Source organism: Macromonas bipunctata, assembly GCF_002837135.1.
Lineage (GTDB): Bacteria > Pseudomonadota > Gammaproteobacteria > Burkholderiales > Burkholderiaceae_C > Macromonas_A > Macromonas_A bipunctata.
Window position 1 is genome coordinate 1 of the sequence record NZ_NWBQ01000023.1, and the last position, 19,017, is coordinate 19,017.

A 19,017-nucleotide genomic window follows, 5' to 3' on the forward strand; every position below is an offset into this window, starting at 1 on the left:
CCTGGCCGCCCGCGCCCTGCCCGCAGCGGACGACGCCCGGCGCACGCCGTTGCGCATCCTGCGCCAGTACGTGCAGCTGGCGCAGGGCCGCAGCAGCGGGCTGGCGGCGCTGACGCACGAGCTGCTGTTCTGGGCCGCGCAGGCCTTTGCCGGGCAGGACGAGGTGGCCAGCGCCCCGTGCTGGAGCGCGCTGCGCCGCGCCTGGGGCAACGCCTTGCTCCCGGTGTGGGACTACCACGCCACCGTGCCCGACCCGAACACCAGCCCTGCCGATCTGGCTGTTGTGCCCCAGGCCGAGCCACAGTTGTACGGTGCTGCGATTGCCAGGACGCCATCCCCAGGTGTCGTCGATCCAGTCCCCGGCGGTGGTGACGGTGCTGGTACCGTGGTGGATGCGCTGGACGTGCCACTGCCCGCAGCGCCCGGTGTGGCACCGCCCCTCGATTCGCCTGCCACCTGCGCTCCGGCAACCGCAATTGCAACGCCCGCCGGGGCGCCGGGCCTGGCCGATGCCGTGGCGCCGATCCCGGTGCCGGTTGCGTCGGACTGGCTGCAGCGCCTCACGGCACACACTGGCGACGTGGACCACAGCCGCGCTCAGCTCGAAGCGCAGTGGCACACCCTGCAGCACGCCTGCCACGACATGGCCTGTGAGTTGGAACGCTGGCGCGCGCAACTGCGCGACCTGGCGCCGGACGCCCCCGCCGCGCCTGAGCTGGCCCGCTGGCTGGCCGCGTCGGTGCAAGACCTGGCCGCTGTGCAGCGCCGCTGGCAGCATGCCCTGACGCACACGGGCACCACGCTGGCTGCGCAGGCCCGCCACAGCCGCGCCCTGCAACAGGACGTGCTGCGCGCGCGCCTGTTGCCCGCCGACAGCATCACCGAACGCCTGCAGCGCGCGCTGCGCGATGCCGCGCAAGCGCAGGGCACGCCGCCGATGCTGCTGGAGATCCAGGGCGGGGCGCTGATGCTGGACTGCGGCCTGCTGGAGCACCTGCTGCCAGTGCTGGAGCGCCTGCTGCGCCACGTGGTGGTACACGGCATGTCCATCCAGTCGCCCGATCCTGCGGCAGCCCTCCGTCCAGGCGATGCAGCGCACAACGCCGACGCCAACGTTCCCTGCCGGGTGCCCGCTGCCCTCACGCTCGCGTGGCAGCAGCGGGGTCATGACATCAGCGTAGCACTTGCCGATGGTCACGGCGGTCGCGCCGGTGATGCCTGTGATACCGGTGGCGTGGGTGCAGTCTGGGCCGCCACCAGCGTGATGCCCACCACTGACGCCCCAGAGCCGCCTGCCTGCGCGCCGCCGCCATCACCCGCAGAAGCGCCAGGCCTGGACGCGCTGGCCCAGTGGGTGCGCCAGCTGGGTGGGCGCCTGCAAGGATCTTCCAGCCCCGGCGCGGGCACTTGCGTGGAGCTGGTGCTGCCGTGGTGCGCAGCCGTGACGCGCGTGGTGCTGCTGCGGGTGGCCGACGTGGTGCTGGCGGTGCCTGCGCCGTGGATCAGCGGCGTGCAGCGCGCCAGTGCCGCCGAGCTGGCGCTGGCCCGCGCCACGGGCCGCTGGGTGGCGCCTCATCCCGAGGGCAGCGTGCCGTTCGAGTCCGCGTGCGAGGTGCTGGGCTTGTTGCCCGCCGGCGAGTTGCCTGCGTCGGCCCATGAGCCGGTGCTGGTGTTCCACGGCGGGGGGCAGCACGTGGCCTGGCAGGTGGACGAGGTGCTGGGACACCAGGAGGTGTGGGTGCAACCCGCCGGGCCGCAACTGGCGCAGCTGCCCGGGGTGGTGGGGGCTGCGGTGCTGGCCTCTGGGCTGGTGGCGCTGCTGTACGACCCGGTGCGGGTCTCGGCCTGTTACCGCGTGTCCGACAGGAATCGAATAGCGATGCTAACCAATTGTTTTTCTAGGTGAAAAATTCACCATCACTTTGGAGATACCGTAAAAAGTACCGTGTTTTTTCAAAGTGTCCTTGAAATCCAGCACAAAACCGTGGTGCCGTATGGGGCAGGATGGCCGACTGTATCGGCATGGTAGGTGGTGCCTGGCCACGCATACCACCCTATCGACAAACTCGACAAACTCGACAAACCGGGGTGGCTGGGGAGCCGCTGCACTACGCTGGCCTTTGGCATTTTCGTGACTGTCACGGTTTGGGGTGGCGCTGCACCATGCTGGCCAGTCCAAAAGGTTGACCTGTACCGGCATGGCAGGTGGTGCCTGGCCACGCATACCACCCTATCGACAAACTCGACAAACTCGACAAACCGGGGTGGCTGGGGAGCCGCTGCACTGCGCTGGTAAGGCCAAACGGTTGACTGCACCTGCCATCGTTACGCAGTAACGCGGATCCATCGGAACATCAATACGTCCGGTTTCGCTGCACCACATCACAACCCGGCACGGGGCCGGGTGTGGTGTTGGGATGGTGGTGAATCAGCGAACGGTCACGCACATGGAAGCGTTTACGCGGTAGGGCACGATCAGCGGTGCCGACTGCAACATCATGTAGCGCACCGCCGGGTCTTCATCGTCCCAGGACTTGGCGAAGTAGGGCACCGCCTGAAAACCGGCCTCAGCGTCTTTGATGGCGCCATAGCAACGCGTGCCTTCCAAATCGGGGCCAGTCAAGATCACGGTGTAAGGTGGCAGGTAGGGCACCTGGGCGTCGGTGTCGGGGTCGTTGAACCAAGACTGGTACACCCAAATTTCCAAGTCGCCGATGGTGGCCATGTGGCGGCCACCTTCACCGGCCACGGCGGGGTTGGCGGTGGCGGTGCCGCGCTGGCGATCCAACAGGTCTTGCACGCTGGGGGCGGCGCTGAAAAGCTGCCACGCCTTCAAGTCCATCACCACGATGTTGGCCAGGGCGCCGGATTTTTGCGTCACCAGCTTCGACCATTGGGCCAAGTCTTCCAGCGGGTCAACGGCGGCGCCCTCACCCCAGCGGGCGTCGTCCACCAGGCGAAGGGTCAAGTCGGGGTCACGGCCAAAATCGACCTCAACGCGCGGGTACATGGCCCCCTCAACGATGGTCTTGCCAGTGCGCAGCACTTCAGCGGCCATCAATTCTTGGCGGCGTGTGAGCATGGTGATTTGGTCGTTCAGCTCGCTTGCAACAGCGTGTTGCAGCCGTTGCGCGGGGGACGCCTCACCGCCAATGCGCTCGCCCATTGCGCGGATGAAGGGGCGGTTCGGGTTGAAGATTCGTTTGTCTTTGATGTACGCGGGCTTGAAGCTCTTGGTGGTGTAGCCCTGTGACTGCACCACTTGACCGGCCACCATAGGCGAAACAAACGGGGCCAAGCGGCGGCGGCGGTGTTCCACGTCGAACCGGATTTCCTCGGTGGCCTCAAGCTGCACATTCGGGAAAAACGAATTCAGCAGGAACGGCTTTTGCATCGGCTCCAGTGCAGCAACCACGCGTGCCAGGATGGGAGTAGCGAACATGTCCATTACGCCACCTCGCCCAAAATGATGCGGCGGTAGTCGGCAACCATGCGGTCGGCCAAGTCTTCAGCGGTGGTAGCGGCTGGCACCGGCGCGGCTTTGGTGGGGGTGGCAAAACCGGCACTTTGCAGCACTTGCATGGCCAGGGCTTCGGCTTGCGCTTCTTGGCTGGTGGCGGCGCTGGCGCAGTGGACGGTTTGGTGGGTGGCGTGGCTCATCATGCGGTTCACTTTCGGGGTTACGGCGGTTGCCTGGTGGGTTGCGGGGAGGAAAACTTTCGGGGCGTTGCGGCGGCTGGCCAGCTCCGCTATCACGGCGTCGGTGGTGCCCACGCAGTTGGCCAGGCCAGAGGCTTGCGCAGCGTGGCCACGGAACAGGCGCGCTTGCGTGTTGCGCACCGCGTCAAAGCTCAGGCCACGGTATGCGGCCACGGCTTGCACAAACTCGGTGTAGAGGCCATCAATCTCGGCTTGCCAGTCGGCACGCACCGACGCGGGCAGAGGCTCGTACGGGTTGCCGTCGATCTTGTGCGCACCGGCAAAGATGTGTGTCACCTTCAGGCCATCTTGTGCCAGGGCGGCGCTCGTATCGACGTGGCGCGTCACGACGCCGATGGAACCGGCGTAGCCCGTGGGCGTTACCACGACTTCATCGGCGGCGCTGGCGAGAAGGTACGCTGCGCTGGCGGCCATGCCGTCGGCAATGGCTAGCATGGGTTTGCGGCCACGCAATGCGGCCACGCGTTCGGCACACTCAAAAGCGCCTTGCACTTCACCGCCGGGGCTATCCAGGCACAACAGCACGGCGTGGGCGCCGGGGTCTTGCATGGCGTGTTCCAGGCGCGCAACGATGGCGTCATAGCCCAAAAACCCGGTGCAGTCGGCATTGATGCGGGTGCGGTGTGCCAGGGCGCCAAAGATGTTGATCACGGCCACACCATCATGGACGGCGTAGGGTTCGCCAGCTTGCGCGGTGGGGCGGGTACTGAATGCTTCGGGCGCAGCGTGGGCGTTGCTGGCCACCGGCTGGCCTAGCAGGCGCTGCCCGACGGCGGCGATCATGGCGTCCAACTTTTGCGGGTGAATCAGCAGCGGTGTGTTGAAGATGCGCGCGGCCAGGTGGGGGTAAATGGCTGGCACGGTCAATCCTTGAATTTGAAAAACGAATCCGACACCAATGGCGAAACCGTGGCGTTAATCAATTGCCCGAATTCCTCCTTAATCTCCAAACGGTGGCGGTGCAATTCGCGCAATTCATTGGCGAATTCATCGGCCTCGGCTTTCAATTGGTCAACGCCGGGGCCAAGTACGGGCAGGTCTTCTACCACTTTGCGGGCAAATGATTCAATCTGGGCATCGGTCAAAGCCAGCGCGGCCAATTCCAGCACGGTCAAATTGTGCGACAGGATGTTAAGCGGTCGCGGCTCGCTGGTGGTTTCCTGAATTTCGCCCTTGGCATTGATGGCGCCAAACTTGGCCAGGGGGCGGTGGTTGCTCAGGTGGGCGGCCTGGGCGGCGCGCTGTGCCAGCTTGCGGCGCGGCTCGTCTAAGGCGCGCTGGATATCGGCCACGATCAGCGCGGCGGCGTCGTTTTGGTTGACCTGACGGGCCACCACGGCCAGACGGTCGGTCTTGTCGCGGATAGCAGCGTCCACGGTGTCCAGGCCACGGCGGGCCTCTAAGCGCAGGTCGTCCAGGCGGTTGGTGATTTCGTCGCGCAAGCTGGTTGCGGTGGGTACGCCCTGTTGCGCTGGCATGTTGCTCAGGATGGCTTGCGGTGTGGTGGGCGTGATGGCGGTAAAGGTTTGCTGCATGGGTGTGGGGCGGTCAGTGGGCCTTGAGGAACGGGTGGTGGGCAGGGAAAACGGTCTCACGGATTAGGCCGGTCAACTGCACCAACCCGGTGGGGCTGGTCAATGCCGACAACAGCCATTCCACTTGATTGGAATTCAGGGTAGCGATCAATTCGCGTTCACCTGTAAACATTCCAATGGTGGCACCTTCCAAATTGGAGCGTACAGTCAAACCGGCGGGTATGGCCGAATGGGTTTGATGGTGTTGCATTGCATGATTCATGGATTTATTTTACCAGAATTAGGGGGTTGATAGGTATTGGTTATGTGATCTGGGTGAAATTTTTACCCTTGCTGAATTGGGCTTAATGGTTGTCGTTGCAGGTTGGTGGGTGAAATGGATCCAATGGCCAGGATTGAAATATCACCCCCCTGTAATTGGCCGGAAACTAGCGCGCGCGCGCCGGTCAATTCACCCTCGTAATTCAAGCTACCGGAGTACCTTTTGCAATAGGTCGGGGCTATGGAATGGGCGGTGGTGGTGGTGGCTGGGTGTCGTCCGTGGAACCGTGAAATTTCTGGATATGGCCCGGTAGGTACGCTACAAAACCTACGAAACCTACCTTCGGACTCGTTTTCAGACTTCATCGGTACAGCATCCGTGGGGCTGTGAAATTTCTGGATATGGCCCGGTAGGTACGCTACAAAACCTACGAAACCCTGTTTTTCACTCCTTATCAGGGGTTTTGTAGGTTTCGTAGCGTAGGGGGTGCCGCGTTTTTAAGTTTTTTTCCCCTCCTTCATCACCAGCGGATGAACGATGTAGCGGTCACTGGGTCGCCCACCTTTGGCACTGACCTGTGCGGTCTCACGGGCCAGCCACCCGTAATCCGCCAGCAAGTCAGCGGCCTTGCGCACCGCGTCGGGTGTCACCAATCCGGCCCAATGCTTGACCGCCACCTGACGGGGTGTAAACGCATCACCCAGATGGCCCGCTTTGATCTTGGCCAGCAAGATGGTTGCCCCCGATGTTTCTGGCATCACGGCGGCGCTGTAAATCCGCTCGGCATGGCTTCGCAGGTATTTGCCCCATGCCAAGGCGCGCAACAGCTCGGCCTCGTGGATCAGGTTGCCTGACTCAGGCGTATCCACCAGGGCGAATATCAGCGCCAAGGCCGGTATCAGCTTGCGGTACTTGGCAAGGTGCGATACCAGTGCCGGATGGATTTCGTCGCCACGGATTTCGTTTTCAAATGCCGTTACCCATTGCACGTAGATGGCTTGTGCACCGGGTGAAAAACGCCACTCTTGCGGCTCGTTGTCGCTGGTGGGTTGCAGTGTATTGAGCCGCTCGAAAACCTCCCATGCGGCCTGTTTGGCGGGCGTGTCGGGCCATTGGTCAACGTACTCGAATTCGCGGGTAACGTCGGGCCAAACCGCAAGCCCAAACCGTTGCAGCAGTCCATCATCACCGCCCCCGCCTGATACCGCATCGCGGATGTAGCTTTGGAGTTTGCCGGGTTGCATGCCACCCAACATGGCCAAGCACACCCGTGGAATGCGTTGTGTGCCCCTGCCGATGCGGTCAAAGGTGTAGCCCTGATTGCCGTCGTAGGCTTGCAGGTAAAAGGCACGGCTACCCTCTTGGCCTTGCTTGTCCAAACTGCACAACAGTCCGTGTAATTCGTCACGGTACGCCAGTAAGCCCCACGGGTTGTTCATCAACACTTCACCCAACTTTTCCACTGTGGCATCGTTGACGATGTAGCGGCGCTCTATGGGCCGGGGTGCCGTTTGCGTTGCACGCAGCAACTCACGGGCGGCGGTGGGGTCTTTGGCGGCCAGCTTCTTGGCTTCTTTTTCCCGTGATTCGCTGGCCAGTGCCTCCACGCGGTTATCCAAGTCCCACTCCTCCATCGCTGCCTTATGGAATTGCAGTTCATCGGCCTCCATGCGGTGCAACGGCTTGATGGCTTCACCCATTGCGGGCGACTTCATTACGCTGGGCCTACCAACGATCAGTCCCCACAGATTTGGCACCACGGCCCAATCGTCGCGCGCTTTTGGCTTAACCACAGCGCGGGCACCTACGAGGCTAGACAGTGCTGCCACAGCGCCCACAGCGGTGAAGTCGGGCGGGCATTGCATCCGGTGGGCAATGTCGGCCACCCAGGCGCGCAAGGCTTCGGGCAACAGTTCAACATCAAAGGGCATTACAGGTGGCAAGGCATCGGGCAGGGGTACCGGCTCGGGCCAGTCTTCAGCCGGGGCCGTATCAGCGTCGGGCATGGCGTTGCTGCCACTCAGCGCGGCGTTGATGGACTCCACCACAGCGGCGGGGCCGTGGGCGTTTTCCAGATCGTTGAAGTCGCTGCCGTCCAACCGGTCGTTGGCGGTGGTCAAGTCGGGAAAAATTTCACTGCGGGCCATGTGCGGCCTCCTGTTGTTGTTTGGCGGTTTTGACGGATGGGGGTACCGCCACGGCGGCACCAATGGCGCGGGCGGTTGCGTGGGCGGCATTGAGGCCAGCTGCATCACGGTCGGCGCACACCACCATGCGTACGTCGGGGAATTTGGCGCGCAAGGCCAGTCCAACGGGTAGCAGGTTGTTCGCTGCAAGACACACGGCCACGGCGTAACCGGTGGTCACGGCCAAACTGGCACCAGTGGCGAAGCCTTCGCACAGCAGCAGCGCGTTCTTATCGGCCACTTGCCCGATGGCGTGGTAACAGCCTTTGATGCGGCCATCTTTCAAAAACCGTTTGCGTTCATCGGGCTTGATGAATTGCAAGGTGTGCAGCGTTCCCGCGGTATCGCGGGCGGGCACCAGCAACGTATCGCCCAATTGGCGCAAGCCGTAGGGCGGAACGAAGCCCTTGACCGCCAGATAAGGGTGCCTGGTATCCACTTGGGTGGCGCGGCCCCAGAGTCGTTCCGCTTTGGCGCGGGCTTCGGCCTGTACGCGGGCTTCTTCGGCATCGCATGCAGCTTTGGCGGCGGCCATGCGGCGCTTCAGTTCGGTTTGTTCGGCCACGGTCAACCGGTTGTTGCCACCGTCGCGCCAGTGGTGTTGTTCCCCGGTTTTCCACGATCCAAAGTTGGCAAAGGCCGGGCGCTCATCGTCGTGCAGCGATACCCAACCGTTCAAGCTGCCGGGTTTGTCGCCCTCCACTCGATAGCGGTGCAGCACGCCACCACCGACGGCGGGCAGGTCTTTGGCCGGGGCAAGGCCAGCAGCACGCATGGCATCCAACAGGGTGGCGCGAATCACTCTTGCACCTCGCTCAAATCGCAGCACAGCGCGGCCATTTCATCCGCCACGCGGTCCAGCACGGTGGTGGCGATTTGGTCGTCCAACGCGGGGCCGCTGGCCAGGTTGTGCAGGTGTTGCGCGTTGGGGTGTTGTTGCAGGGCGTGGGTCAAGTCGCGTAAGGTGCGGTCAGCGTTGATGGCAAAGGCGCACAGCTTCACCAGCTCTTGCAGGTGCGCAAGGCGGTTTTGCGTGGTCTTGAGCGTGCGGGCGGTGTCAGCGGGCAATGCAGCAGCTTGAACCGGGGCTGTACCGGCTTGTTTTTTGGTCATGGCGGTGGTGCCTGTTAGGCGGGGGTTTTGTGGTTGCGGGTGGCGGCTTCGGTGGCGGTGCAGGCGCGTTTGACGGCGGTTGCGCTGCGCATGGTGGGGCCAGTGACGGCGTGCAGGTCGGCCACCGTCAATGCACGGTGTTGGGCCTGTGCCAGCACGGCCAGCGCCTTGTGCATTTGCACGCTGGCTTGCTGCAACAGGGCCAGCGCCTCAGCGGGCAAGGGCATGGCTTTGTGGATGGTGCCGTTCACTGCAACACCTCCACGCCCACGTATTGCACAGCGGCCATTGCGGCCAGCGTCAGTTTTTGGGCGCGTGCCATGTCGGGGCTGGCCTTCTTCAGCTCGTACATGACGCGCTGGAGGGCGTTCTCGATATTGGCAATGGCGATCAGATCGCGGTTGAAGTCGCCAGTGTGGGCGGGGAAGGTTTGCCCGTGGTGGGCGGTTTGCGCGCTGGTGCGCACGGATGCGGCTTGCATCATCATGGTTTTGGCTCCGTTATGAGACTCAGGAACCACTCGCTGCACCTTCACATACAACGGGTGGGCAAGATGTTGAAGACACGGATAACGCCATGCGGCCAGCCTCACGGAATGGCCCATCTTGCCCAAAACCACGCCACCACCGGTATTCCGGTAGCGGTCAACCGCCTGAAACCTCAGACGATCATGAAATTTGGACACAACAAAACCCACTGTTTCGTCGTGGGTTGCAAACGCGTTATCGAAGGTGTCTTCACACACCGGGCCGTTAGGCTTGCGGCTATTGTGGCGGCAAAACTTCACCGCCATCATTGAAAATGTCTTAAAATCCTTCCTTGTCGATAGCGGTTTTTGCTTTGGCGGTAAAACCACAATGGCCCTCGGTGTAGCTCCACTGGGGGCCATTTTTTTGGCCAAACGGTCGGGGCACCGCTTGCGGTCGCGGGCGCGGCGGCGCTCGTCACGCCGGGGTGGTTTGTTGCGGGTGTGGATCACGGTGGCCACTCCCGTTAAGCCGTGGCGGCGCATTGGTTGATCCAGGCGCGCACGTCACCGACCCTCCACGCAGTAACACGCGGCGACAACTTCAGCGGCTTCGGGAAGCTGCCTTCTCGCACCTTGCGCCACAAAGTTGAGGAACTGAAAGGCAGGGGCGCGGCCACGTGGCGGTTCTGCACCAAACGGGCTTCGCGGATCAGCGCACTGTCCGGCAGGGCGTCGAACGGGCGGCGGATGGGGCGTACTTGCATGATGATTCCTTGAATACCGCTGCAACGTGGCGGCATGGGTTGGCATCATCATGAAAAGCAAACTGCAAAAAAAGGGTAGATATTGGGGGGGGGTGATGTTTCGGCAACTATTTTTCAGTTGAAAGTTGTCGCAACGGTTCAAGGCCACGCCACACAGCGGCTTTGATGGTCGTTACCAATCTTGCGTTAATTTCAAGCTGTTCCCGACGGCGGCGGCGCAGTTCGTTGCGCGGATCAGCGGTAAGCCCTATTTCTTTGGCCATGAGATCCAACAGATTCACCATGCGGGATGTCTCGCTTGTGGAAAACTTGACACCGTAGTGCAGCAGCAAGGGCACCACACAGTCCACAAATTCGTCTAAGCCGGGTGTCACACGTTTGCCGACTGTGCTGGTATGGCCAGCCTTGTCCATAAGCTTTTTCACGTCACGGCGCTGGAGTTCGTGCTCTTTTCTGTTGCCAAAGTTGCCCATACGGACGGCTACGTGCAAGATTTCAGCCGCTTCGGGGTTCTTCAGCTTTTTGGCAATCTCTGCCATCAGCAAGGGTGAAAAACGCGGTACACCCAACGGATCGGCAATGCGCTCGTGGAATTGTTCGGCAATTTGCTGCCGATAGAACGCCACCATTTCGTGAGACTCTGGTTTGAAGGTGGGGCACGCCTTGAGTAGTTGGCACAGCACACCAGCGGGCGCGGCCTTGTCGGTTGCCATTCGCGTTCCTTGTATCGCCCCTTGAAATGAAAAAACGCGCCAGCCGGTCAAGGTGTCCGGTGTTTCGCCAGTGGGGATCAGTCACGGGCTAGGCGCGTTGTGGTGGTCATTGTGGCACGTCTTGGGCCGGTGTGCGGTTACGCGGCCCGGTGCAGTGGCACCACGTCGGCACCTTTGGCCAATTGGTCAAGGTAGTCGGCCCAACGCTGCATCATGGCTTTGCGCGCGGGCAGGTGGGCGGTGCGGTTGTAGGCGCGTCCGTTGGCATCTTTGACGCTGTGCGCAAGCTGGTGTTCGATCAAATCCACACGTTCGCCCAGCACCTCGTCCATGATGGTGCGTGCGGTGGCCCTGAAACCGTGGGCGGTGTGTACGTCACCGCTGTAACCCATGCCACGCAGTGCAGCGTTCACGGTGTTTTCACTCATAGGTCGTGCGCTGGTGCGCAGGCTGGGGAAGATGTATTTGCCGTGGCCGGTAATGGCGTGCAGCTCGCGCAAGATGGCCAGGGCTTGCGTGGCCAGTGGCACCACGTGGTCGTTGCGCATCTTCATCTTGGCACCGGGTATGCGCCACTCTGCGGCTTCAAAATCCACGTCGGCCCATTCCCCGGTGCGCAGTTCGCCGGGGCGCAAAAACACCAGTGGCGACAGTTTCAGCGCGGCCATGCAGTACGGGTGCCCGCTGTACGCGGCAATGGCGCGCAACAGTGCGGCCAGCTCCGCCGGGTCGGTAATGGCGGCGTGGTGTTTGGTTTCGGTTTTTTTGTACGCATCGTGCAGGCCCGCTGTTACATCGCGTTCGGCACTGCCTTCGGCCACGGCGTAGCGAAACACTTGCCCGCAAATCTGGCCTATGCGTTTGGCGCTTTCGCCCACGCCACGGGCCTCCATCTTGCGCACCACGGCCAGCACGTCGGGCGCGGTAATGCTGGTGATGGCCATGCGGCCAATCTGGGGGTACACGTCTTTGCGTAGCCAAGTGGCCACTTTGTTGCGGGTGGCTTGCCCACGGTCGGATGCTGTGGCCTCTAGCCAGCGGTCGGCCACCACTTGAAAGGTGTTGGCAGCGGCGGCGGTGGCCTCCAGCTTCGCTTTGCGTTTGGCTTCGCCGGGGTCTGTGCCTTTGGCCAGCAGGGCTTTGGCGGCTTCTCTGGCACGGCGGGCATCGGCCAGCGTTACCGCCGGGTACACGCCGATGGCCAGCGTCTTGCGCTTGCCCAGCACGGTGTAGTCCATGCGCCAATATTTGCCAGCCGGTTTAACCAGCAGGTACAGGCCACCGCCATCGGCGTATTTGTCGCCAGCGGGTTTGCCGGTGGGCTTGCTTTGCTTGATGAAGGTGTTGGTCAGTGCCATGCCTGTGTGCCCATTTACGGTATCTGGTTTTGTGCGGTACTTCAGATACCGTAAAAAGTACCGTGTTTTTGGTGGGTTGTCGTGCTATCCATTGGCATGAAATGACACAACAAAAAACCCGCTGCCCTAGGAGGATAGCGGGTTTTTGGGGTGATATGACACTTGATGAAATAACTTGGTGGTCTCTCCGACAGGAATCGAACCTGTATTTGCCGCTTAGGAGGCGGCCGTTCTATCCATTGAACTACGGAGAGGCACTGGCTGTACCGGATTGTAGCGGCGCGTTATTGCGGCGCACGCGGGGGGGGATTTCGCGCCCATCGTATTTGTGGGTGTAGATCAGGTCGATGGCGTTGTCGTCGCCGGCCTGGGCGCGCAGCGTCAGGTATTGCGAGATGTCGTACAGCACCGACACGGTGCCCATGGCGCCCACCACGCTGCGCGAGTAGCTCAGGTACAGGTCGTTGGACAGGCGCTTGCCCAGCGTGATGGCCGCGGCGCTGGCGGTGCTGCCGTCGGCGTTGATCTGTTCGCCCTGGAACGAGATTTCATCGAGCCCGACGCGGCTGCCCAGGCCGCTGGCGCCTTCGGGCGTCTGGCCGCTGAGCAGGGCCAGCGCGGCTTGTTGCAGCACGGCGCTTTCGGCCCCGGCGCCGGTGGCGGGCCGGCCAAGCACCAGCCAGGCAAGCTTTTCGCTGTCGGGCAGGTCGGGTTCGGCGTACAGGCGCACGCGCGGCGCCTGTGCGGTGCCGGTGATTTCCACCCCCACCACCTGCGAGGGGTGGGGCCGCACGGCCAGGATGTTGAGACCGGGGTTGTCGTAGGGCCCGCCGAACTGGATGCGGCCGTTGTCGATGCTCAGCGTCTGGCCGTAGGCGCGGTAGCTGCCGCGCACGGTGCGCACCAGGCCGGTCAGTTCGGGCACGCTCTGGCCGGGCTCGGCGCTGAACTGCAGGCGGCCCGTCAAGTGGGTCTGGATGCCTTTGCCGCGCAACTCGAAGTTGTCCCCCAGCACTAGGGTGACCTTGAGCCGGGTCTGGATGGGGCTGTTGCCGCCGCTGGCCTGTGGGCGCGCCCAGCCGCGCACCACCACGTCGTCGCCCAGGGTGGGGGTGCTGGCGTCGGGCAGCAGGAACAGGGCCTGGTCGGTGCTGAGGTTGCCGCTCAGGTCCAGCAGGGTGTCGCGCAGCTGCAGCTTGACATCGCCCGACAGCGTCAGGCGCCGGTCGGCACGGGCCAGCAGGCGCAGCTTCTGGGCCTGCAGTTGCAGGTCGATGCGCGGCAGGTGGGGGGTAGCGCTTGCTGGCGGGCTGCCGGTGGTGGCGGCTGTAGCAGTTGCCGGGGTTGCCGTGAGGTGGGGAGCGGCGGGCACCGTTTGCATGGCCGTTTCGGTGCTGGCGCTGCTGGGCAGCGTGTTGGCCGTGTTGCCGACGGCGGGTGTTGCGTTGGCCGGGGTTGCAGCACTGCTGACGGAGGCCGTGCTGGTGGACGTCGGTGGGCTCCAGTCGATGGCGCCGCTGCCCAGCAGCAGGCCGCCGGCTTCGCCGCCGGCTTCGCCGCCCGCGCCGCGCAGGCGCAGGCTGTCGATGCTGAGGCGTTCGCCGTGCAGGCTGGCGCGCAGCTGGCCGCCGCTGAATTCCAGCCCGTCGAGCAGGGAGCGCAGGGCCACGTCGTTGGCTTCGATCTGGCCTTGCCATTGCGGGCGGCTGCGCGATCCGCTGAGTTGGGCGTTGGCCTGCAGGCTGCCCTGCATGCGCCAGCCCGGTGGCGTGAAGCGCGACCACAGCCCCAGCTGGGGCAGGCTGGCCTGCACCTCGCCTTGCAGCGGCGCTTGTTCGGGCCAGGCCCAGCCGGGCTGGCTGGCCGATGGTGCGCTCAGGGTGCTGCCCACGCGCACCTGCACCTGGCCCGCGTTCTGGCTCAGCCAGCGCAGTTGCGCCTGCAGCTGGGTGTGTTGCAGCTCCAGCCGCAGCAGGGCTTCGCTCAGGCCGGCGCGCAGTTGCTGGCGGCGTTGGCCGTCGCCGCTGGTCAGGGTCAGGTCGCCGCTGCGGCGTTGCAGTTGCAGCTCGGCCTGGGCCGTGACGGGGTTCTTGGCGCCTGGGGCGCTGGCCTGGGTGGGCAGGCGCAGGTTCCAGTGGCCATCAAACAGCAGCTCGCCGCTGAGGCCCGCCTGCGTCAGCGGCCCCTGTGGCGCGCGCGGGTTGCTGAGCTGGGCGTTGAGCCAGCTCAGGGCCAGGTGCTGGATGCGGCCTTGCGAGGTGAGCACGCCGTCGCGCCAGCGGGTGGTGTCCCAGGCCAGGGTCAGCGGTTCGCGCGCCATGGCGGGCACGGTGGCGCCGGGGCGGGCGCTGGGCTGGAGTTGCAGCTGGCCGGGGGGCACGGTCAGGCCGTCGGTGGGGTGCCATTGCAGGCTGGCGCTCTGGCTGCGCGCTTGCCAGCGCAGGGGTTGCTGGTCGTGGCGGGCGTTGAGTTCGAGTTGTTGCAGCTGGGCTTGCAGGGCGGTGCCCTGGCCGCCGGGGCGCAGCTGGCCGCTGGCCTGCAGTTGCAGGTCGGCCTGCCAGGGCGTGGCCTGCAGTGCGCCGTGGTGTTGCAGGTTGAACTGTTGCCGCTGCCCGTGCAGGGTGGTGCGCCAGTCGCGCAGTTGCAGCGGGGCGGTGGCGTCGGGCAGGCGGATTTGCAGCTGGGGCAGGTGCAGGGCGATTTGCCAGTCGGGGGGCTGGGCTGGTGTGGCGGCGCCTGGGGCTGTGCTGCGCTGCTGTGCGCCCAGCCAGGGCAGGGGCAGGGTGTCGCGCCACTGGGCTTGCAGCTCGGCCTGGCCTTGCAGCTGGGCTTGTTGCAGCGTGGCGGGTATTTTCTGGCCCAGTGCCAGTTGTGGCAGCAGGCGGTCGAGCTGGGTCAGGGTGGCCAGGCCCCAGCGGTGCAGCGCGGCGGCGTCGTCCACCTGCACGCGGGCGGTGTTGGTGCTGCCGGTGGCGGCGTTGAGCCGGCCTTCGAACGTGGCGCTGCTGCCCGGCGCGCGCAGGGTGACGTTGCCCGCAAAGTCGGCGGGCTGGGGGTGGAGGGTGCCGCGCGCCTGGGCCTGGATGTCCCACAGCTGGGCCTGGGCCTGTTGCAGGGTGAGCAGGCCGTTGTGCCAGTGCCCGCTGGCCTGCAGTTGCGGCGTGGGCAGCAGGGGGCCGCTGCGTGCGGCGCTGCCGCTGGCGGGGCGCAGGTTGAGGCTGAAGCGGGTGCTGTGGGCTGGGGCGGTGTTGGGCGGGCGGGATGGGGTGGCGGTGTCACCGGTGCGGGCGTCGGCGTCGAGGTGCAGCGCCTGCACGGCGAGGGTGCTCAACAGCGCCTGGGGCTGGAGGTTGCGCACCTGGAGCTGGCCGCTCCATTGGCGCAGGCGTTGCAGCCAGCCGGGCGTGCTGGTGTTGCTGGCGCTGGTGGCATCGGCTGGGCTGGCGGTGCTGCCGGTGGCGGTGGCTGCAGTGGCGGACAGTTCGGCCTGGCCTTGGGCTTGCAGGGTGCCGCCCGCCAGATCGGCGTCGAGCGTGTGCAGGCGCCAGGTGCTGCCGCTGAGTTCCACGTCGGCGCGCAGGCGTTGCAGCGGCAGGGCTTGCTTGTCCCACGGGCCGGGGCGCTGGTTGTGCAGTTCGCCACGCAGGCGCCATTGGGTTGAGGGCGCGTTGGCGTGCTGGGGTGCTGACACTGGTGGCTGGGCGGATGTTGCGCTGTGGGCGGGTGGTGTGGGCGCTTCCACTTGCCACTGCCCGTGCAGGCGGGTGCGGGGCGCCTGGGGCCAGAAGCTGGCCAGGTCGATGTCTTGCAGTTGCAGCGCGCCGCTGTACAGCGGCAGCGGCTGCCACGGCAGCAGTTGCGCTTGCAGCGTCAGTTCGGGGCGCAAGCGCTCGCGCGCGCTGCCGGGGCTGGAGGATGCCGGCTGCACCGAGGCACGCAGCGGCCAGGGCAGGTCGCGCTCGCCCAGCGCGCCGCTGAGCTGGAGCTGCGCCTGCAGCGTCAGCGCCTGATCCCCGCCCGGCACTTGCGTTTGCACCTGGCCGTGCAGGGTGGCGTGCAGCCGCATGGGGGCCTGGGTCTCCACGTGGGCCTGCAGGCGGTACTGGCCCTGCGCCCAGTGCAGGGTGGGGATGTCCAGGCTGTGGCGTGGGGCGTCGGTTGCATCACCGCTGCTGGGCTGGCCGGGGGGGTGGGGCTGCTTGCTGGCTGGGCCGTAGCGGTAGTGGGCGCGCAGCGGGCCCAGGGTGATGTCGGTGTCGCCCTGCACGTGGATCTGCTCCACCTGCAGCGGCACGCTGATGTGGCGCAGCCACGGCACGCTCACGCTGGCCGGGGGCTGGCGTGGTTCGGGGTTGGGCGGGCTCTGGTCGTGGAGGCGCAGGCGTTGCAGTTGCAGCTGCTCCAGTTGCAGGCGCCGCTCCAGCAGCAGCTCGCGCCAGAGGGCCTCGGGCCAGCGCCATTGCAGCTGCTGCAGCTCCACGTCCAGCCCCTGGTGTTGCCAGCGCAGGTGTTCGATGCGCCCGCTGCCGCGCACGCTGCCTTGCGCGCCCGCCACCTGCAGCGGCGAGGTGCCGCTGGCCGGGTCGCGCAACAGATTGCTGGCCCACTGCAGCGCCTGCGGCAAGGACTGGGGCTGGCCGCTCCACCACCACAGCCCCACCAGCGTGGCCAGCAGCAGGGCCACGCTGGCGCCAGCGGTCCACAGCAGCAGCTCCACCAGCCAGCTGGCGGGCAGTTGCAGCCGCCACCACGCGGCGTGGCGAGGGGCGGCGGTGGCGGGCGCAGGAAGGGGGTGCTGGTCGTCGGGGTGGGACATGGGCAAGCAACAGTCGGTCGTGGCGTCAGAACGCGAAGCCCACGCTCATGTGCAGGCGGTATTCGCGCGTGGCCAGCCCGTAGGCCAGATCGGCCTGCAGCGGCCCGACCGGGCTCTGGTAGCGTACGCCCGTGCCCACGCCGGTGTGGCGCTCGAAGTCGTTGACGCGGTTGGCCACGGCGCCGCTGTCCACAAACAGCACCGCCTCCCACGGGCTGCGCTGGCCGTTGCGCCACAGCGGGCGTTGCCATTCCACGCTGACCACGCCCAGCAGGTAGCCCGGATCCACGCCCAGGCCGCTGCTGCGCGGCACGCCTATGCTGCGCTGGGTGTAGCCACGCACGCTCTGGTCGCCCCCGGCCAGGAAGCGCTGCGTGCTGGGCACGGGCGCGCTGCCCTCGCGCCAGATGGCACCGCCTTCGAGCCGCAGCGCCAGCCGGCTGGGGCGGCTCGACGCCTGCGCCAGCGGCCAGTAGCCCTGCCAGCGCACCTTGCCGCGCAGATAGGGTTTTTGCACCTGCGCCAGCGTCAGGCCCACGCCCACCTCGGCGGCCAGGCCGTGGCCCTGGGTCGGGAAGGTCAGGTCGTTGAAGCGGCGCTGCGTCCAAGCGTAGTTGGCGCTGATGGCCACGTCGGCCTCGGGCTGCTGTGCCAGCGCCGGGTCGGTGGTGCGGGCGCGGTCGAGTTGCAGGAACAGGCTCTGGTCAAGCCAGGTGCTGTCCATGGCCTGGCCCGCGCGGATTTGCTGGCTGTGGGTGACGAGGCCGCCGGTGTCGGTGCGCTGCTGCAGCTGGGCGCCGGTGATCCAGCGCCGCCCGCGTTCGTTGACGGGCGAGGTCAGCTCGCTGCCCAGGGTGCTGGTGTCGCGCTCCAGTTGCAGCTTGGACACCGCGCGCCAGCCCAGCCCGGCGATCTGGTGGTGGGTGTGCTCCAGGCTCAGGCGCGCGCCGTTGTCGGTGCTGGCGCCTATGCCGGCCACCACTTTTTGCAGCCGCGCCTCGCGCACCCGCGCCCGCACCACGGCGTGCTCGGGGTCGCTGTCGGGGTCGAGCTGCACAAAGGCGGACTCGAAGTAGCCGCTGGCGCTCAGGCGTTGTTGCGCGGCTTGCAGCAGGGCCTCGTCGTAGGGCACGCCGGGGCGCACGCCGCCCAGGCGCACCAGGCGGCGCACCATGTCGGGGTCGTAGCGGCGGTGCCCGCGCACGTCGATCTCGTCGCCAAAGCGGTGGTGCGGGCCGGAGTCGATGGCCACTTCCAGCCGCGCGCTGTGGGTGGCGGGGTCGATGTCGGCCAGGCTGTGCGCCAGTTGCGCCTTGGGGTAGCGTTGCGCGCTGAAGCGGCGCAGCGCCTGGCCCTTGGCGCCGTCCCAGCCCGCTTGCGTGAACGTGCGGCCCCGGGGCAGGGCCCAGTCGGCGGTCAGGGCCTGGCGCTGTGGCGCGGCCTCGGGGCGGATCAGCGCGTCGCCGTAGAGCTGCAAGTCCACCGCCGTCACCCGCGTCAGCGGGCCGGGCTGCACGGTGATCCGCACCGTGGGGGGCTGCTGTGGGGATGTGGCGTCGCCGCTGGTGGGGGCGGGGGCGTTTGTGTTTTCGTCCAGCTCCAGCTGGATGACGGGTGCAAAGTGGCCCTGCGTGCCCAGCAGCTGGCGGATGTTGTCGGGCGCGGTGGCCAGCAGCTGCTCGAGCTCGCCGCGCGTCAGGTCGGGCAGCTCCTGGAAGCGGCGCAGCTCCAGGTGCTGGCGCAGGAAGGCGTCCAGCGGCGCCGGGGCGCTGATGTGCAGCAGGAACGGCGGCCCGCCGCTGCCCATGCTGCTGTCCGTGTCGGCCAGCGGGGTGCTGTGGTCGTCGCCGATGGCGGGGTTGGCGGGTACTGCCAAAGCAGCCGCATCGTCGCTGGGGCTGGCCACAGGTAAGGGCGCCGGTGCAGTGGCCGGTGCCGCTTCGGTTGCTGTGGCTGCGTTGGTCGTGCCCAAGGCGTCAGCGCCCCACGCGGCGGGCCAGCCGGTGGCGCACAGCAGCACCAGCGCAACGGCGGCCCGCTGGGGGCCACCCATCGGCAACGGCCCGCGCTTGGCCATTGCG

Annotated in this window: 15 protein-coding genes and 1 tRNA gene; 1 reads left to right on the forward strand and 15 read right to left on the reverse strand. The window is 65.9% G+C overall.

Annotated elements, in window-relative coordinates:
* Positions 1–1,906: chemotaxis protein CheW (locus CON76_RS03790; RefSeq protein WP_205758169.1), on the forward strand; the 1,906-nt coding region annotated here is incomplete at its 5' end.
* A 522-nt stretch (positions 1,907–2,428) separates the two neighbouring features.
* Here the strand turns inward: CON76_RS03790 and CON76_RS03795 are convergent.
* The 15 genes from CON76_RS03795 to CON76_RS03860 form a co-directional block, all read right to left on the reverse strand.
* Positions 2,429–3,448, reverse strand: a complete 1,020-nt coding sequence (locus CON76_RS03795; protein WP_101102033.1) for a major capsid protein — start codon at positions 3,446–3,448, stop codon at positions 2,429–2,431.
* Positions 3,448–4,581 carry a S49 family peptidase gene (locus tag CON76_RS03800; protein WP_240592756.1) on the reverse strand — a complete coding sequence of 378 codons (1,134 nt, stop codon included), beginning with the start codon at positions 4,579–4,581 and terminating at the stop codon, positions 3,448–3,450. The genes CON76_RS03795 and CON76_RS03800 overlap by 1 nt, the downstream gene beginning before the upstream one ends.
* 2 nt (positions 4,582–4,583) lie before the next feature.
* Positions 4,584–5,255: a hypothetical protein gene (locus CON76_RS03805; RefSeq protein WP_101102035.1), complete on the reverse strand. Its 672-nt coding sequence runs from the start codon at positions 5,253–5,255 to the stop codon at positions 4,584–4,586.
* 13 nt (positions 5,256–5,268) lie between these two features.
* Entirely contained in the window at positions 5,269–5,517 is a 249-nt protein-coding gene (locus tag CON76_RS12730; RefSeq protein ID WP_145995316.1) for a hypothetical protein, read from the reverse strand.
* A 497-nt stretch (positions 5,518–6,014) separates the two neighbouring features.
* Positions 6,015–7,664 carry a YfjI family protein gene (locus tag CON76_RS03810; RefSeq protein WP_169928972.1) on the reverse strand — a complete coding sequence of 550 codons (1,650 nt, stop codon included), beginning with the start codon at positions 7,662–7,664 and terminating at the stop codon, positions 6,015–6,017.
* Positions 7,651–8,505 carry a toprim domain-containing protein gene (locus CON76_RS03815; RefSeq protein ID WP_240592757.1) on the reverse strand — a complete coding sequence of 285 codons (855 nt, stop codon included), beginning with the start codon at positions 8,503–8,505 and terminating at the stop codon, positions 7,651–7,653. Before CON76_RS03815 ends, CON76_RS03810 begins: the two co-directional genes overlap by 14 nt.
* Entirely contained in the window at positions 8,502–8,816 is a 315-nt protein-coding gene (locus tag CON76_RS03820) for a hypothetical protein (protein WP_145995317.1), read from the reverse strand. The genes CON76_RS03815 and CON76_RS03820 overlap by 4 nt, the downstream gene beginning before the upstream one ends.
* Positions 8,817–8,830: 14 nt before the next feature.
* Complete coding sequence (locus CON76_RS03825; protein WP_101102038.1) at positions 8,831–9,067, reverse strand: hypothetical protein; 237 nt, start codon at positions 9,065–9,067, stop codon at positions 8,831–8,833.
* A complete protein-coding gene (locus CON76_RS12735) occupies positions 9,064–9,795 on the reverse strand; it encodes a hypothetical protein (RefSeq protein WP_145995318.1) in 732 nt (243 codons plus the stop codon). Before CON76_RS12735 ends, CON76_RS03825 begins: the two co-directional genes overlap by 4 nt.
* 14 nt (positions 9,796–9,809) lie before the next feature.
* On the reverse strand, positions 9,810–10,049 hold the full coding sequence (locus CON76_RS03835) for a helix-turn-helix transcriptional regulator (RefSeq protein WP_101102082.1): 240 nt from the start codon (positions 10,047–10,049) through the stop codon (positions 9,810–9,812).
* Positions 10,050–10,156: 107 nt separating this feature from the next.
* Complete coding sequence (locus tag CON76_RS03840; protein ID WP_101102040.1) at positions 10,157–10,762, reverse strand: hypothetical protein; 606 nt, start codon at positions 10,760–10,762, stop codon at positions 10,157–10,159.
* Positions 10,763–10,899: 137 nt separating this feature from the next.
* A complete protein-coding gene (locus CON76_RS03845; RefSeq protein ID WP_101102041.1) occupies positions 10,900–12,120 on the reverse strand; it encodes a tyrosine-type recombinase/integrase in 1,221 nt (406 codons plus the stop codon).
* A gap of 179 nt (positions 12,121–12,299) precedes the next feature.
* Positions 12,300–12,374, reverse strand: a tRNA-Arg gene (locus CON76_RS03850).
* Positions 12,365–16,936, reverse strand: coding sequence for a translocation/assembly module TamB domain-containing protein (locus CON76_RS03855; protein ID WP_101102042.1), 4,572 nt, complete (start codon positions 16,934–16,936; stop codon positions 12,365–12,367). Before CON76_RS03855 ends, CON76_RS03850 begins: the two co-directional genes overlap by 10 nt.
* 25 nt (positions 16,937–16,961) lie before the next feature.
* Positions 16,962–19,013 carry an autotransporter assembly complex protein TamA gene (locus tag CON76_RS03860; RefSeq protein ID WP_145995319.1) on the reverse strand — a complete coding sequence of 684 codons (2,052 nt, stop codon included), beginning with the start codon at positions 19,011–19,013 and terminating at the stop codon, positions 16,962–16,964.
* Positions 19,014–19,017 lie beyond the last annotated feature (4 nt).